This is a genomic window from Pseudorhodobacter sp. (genome assembly GCF_030452865.1).
GTDB lineage: Bacteria > Pseudomonadota > Alphaproteobacteria > Rhodobacterales > Rhodobacteraceae > Pseudorhodobacter.
In genome coordinates this window covers 1-2,492 of record NZ_JAKDLJ010000475.1, presented here as the reverse complement: position 1 = coordinate 2,492, position 2,492 = coordinate 1, and the positions used below count along the sequence as shown (strand labels likewise).

The 2,492-nt window shown below is 57.0% G+C and carries 1 protein-coding gene and 1 pseudogene; both read left to right on the top strand.

All coding sequences use genetic code 11. The features are described from left to right. Positions 1–71: 71 nt before the first annotated feature. Positions 72–1,991, top strand: a complete 1,920-nt coding sequence (gene cysN / locus L0H65_RS18275; protein WP_301460636.1) for a sulfate adenylyltransferase subunit CysN — start codon at positions 72–74, stop codon at positions 1,989–1,991. Between the two features lie 62 nt (positions 1,992–2,053). Next, positions 2,054–2,492: pseudogene (locus tag L0H65_RS18270) on the top strand (UDP-glucose 6-dehydrogenase); the annotation flags it as partial.

Here is a 2,492-nt window from a genome sequence, read left to right as displayed (position 1 = left end):
CGTCAGGGCCGCGCGATTGACCATGATCAATCCGCCAGCATGGAAAAGAAGAAGCAGGAGGGGTATTTCTGATGTCTGACATGGCCCAAAAAGACCCCACTTATGTCACTGACCGTCTGATCGCCGAGGATATCGACGCCTATCTGGAAAAGCATCAGCACAAAACCATGCTGCGCTTCATTACCTGCGGCTCAGTCGATGATGGCAAATCGACGCTGATCGGGCGCTTGCTGTACGACAGCAAGATGATCTTTGAGGATCAGCTTGCCAGCTTGGAGAGCGATTCAAAGGCGCACGGCACCCAAGGGCAGGGCATTGATTTCGCCTTGCTGGTTGATGGGCTGGCGGCAGAGCGCGAGCAAGGCATTACCATTGATGTCGCCTACCGCTTTTTTGCCACTGACAAACGCAAGTTCATCGTCGCCGACACACCGGGCCATGAACAATATACCCGCAACATGGTCACAGGTGCCTCCACCGCTGATCTGGCTGTCATTCTGGTTGATGCGCGTCAGGGGATTTTGACCCAGACACGGCGCCATTCCTATCTGGTCAACCTGCTTGGCATCAAGAACATCGTGCTGGCGGTGAACAAGATGGATCTGGTCGGCTATGATCAGGCGCGATTTGACGCGATTGTGGCCGACTATGCCCAATTTGCCGAAAAAATCGGGGTGACAGAATTTCTGCCGATCCCGATCTCTGGTCTTGCAGGTGACAACATCGTAACCCGCTCGGAAAACACGCCCTGGTACAAGGGGGAAACCCTGCTGGGCCACTTGGAGGATGCGCCGATCAACGTGGCGCAGATGCAGGACCAGCCCTTCCGCATGGCGGTGCAATGGGTCAACCGCCCTAACCTCGACTTTCGCGGCTTTGCCGGGCTGATCGGCTCCGGTGCAATCGCACCGGGTGATGCCATTCGCATTCTGCCTTCAGGCAAAACCACGCGTGTCAAATCCATTGTCGCTTACGGCGGCAATCTTCCCTTGGCCGTGGCCGGGCAATCCATCACGCTGAGTTTCGCCGATGAGGTGGACTGTTCGCGCGGTGATGTGATCACCGCCGCAGATGCGCCTTGCGAAGTCGCTGATCAGTTTGAGGCAACTTTGGTCTGGATGGGCGAGGCGGAAATGCTTCCCGGCCGGCCTTACCTGCTGAAAATCGGCACCCAGACCATGACAGCCACCGTGACCGAGCCGAAATATGAAATCAATGTCAACACGTTGGAACATCTGTCCTCACAGACCTTGGCGCTCAATGCCATTGGCGTGGTGAATATTTCCACCGATCGCGCGATCCCGTTTGAGGCCTATGCCCAGAACCCAGATCTGGGCGGCTTCATACTGATCGACCGGATGAGCAATGCAACCGTGGCTGCCGGTATGGTGCATTTCGCATTGCGGCGCAGTCAGAACATCCACTGGCAAGCCTTGGATGTGGACCGCGCCGCCCATTCCGCAATCAAGAACCAGAAACCGCGCGTGGTCTGGTTCACGGGGTTGTCGGGGTCGGGCAAATCGACCATTGCCAATATCGTGGAAAAGAAATTGCACGCCATGGGCAAGCATACTTTCCTTCTCGATGGCGACAACGTGCGCCATGGATTGAACCGCGACCTGGGCTTTACCGATGCCGACCGGGTGGAAAACATCCGCCGGGTGGGTGAGGTGGCGCGCCTGATGTCTGATGCGGGTCTGATCGTGCTCACAGCCTTCATCTCCCCCTTCCGGGCCGAACGCCGCATGGTGCGTGAGATGATGGCAGAGGGAGAGTTCATGGAGGTCCATGTCGACACACCTCTGGAAGTGGCCGAGGCTCGCGATGTGAAGGGACTTTATAAAAAGGCGCGGGCGGGGAATTTGAAAAACTTCACCGGGATCGACAGCCCCTATGAAACGCCGGAAACCGCCGAAATCACCGTCAACACGGTAACGCTGACGGCTGAAGACGCCGCCGAACAGGTGATCGCAGCGCTTCTGTCCCCCTGAATGAAACCTCACGCAGGGGTCAGCAATCCCTGCATTTTCGGCGCTATAGCACAGGAAAACCTATGAAAATCGCGATGATCGGGACCGGATATGTGGGGCTTGTCTCGGGTGTATGTTTTTCCGATTTCGGGCATGAGGTGGTCTGCGCCGATAAAGACCCCCATAAGATCGAGATGTTGCAGCGTGGCGAGGTGCCGATCTATGAGCCGGGATTGGCAGATCTTTTGGTCAAAAACATTGCGGCAGGGCGTTTGAGCTTTACGCTGGATCTGGCCCAGGCCATCGACGGGGCCGAGGCAGTGTTTATCGCTGTCGGCACCCCGACACGGCGCGGTGATGGCCACGCCGACCTGACCTATGTAATGGCCGCAGCGGAGGAGATTGCGAAGATCGCCAAGGGCTATGTGGTGATCGTGACCAAATCCACGGTTCCTGTTGGCACCAACCGCAAAATCAAACAAGTCGTCGGCAAGGCCAACCCGGATCTGGGATTTGACGTGG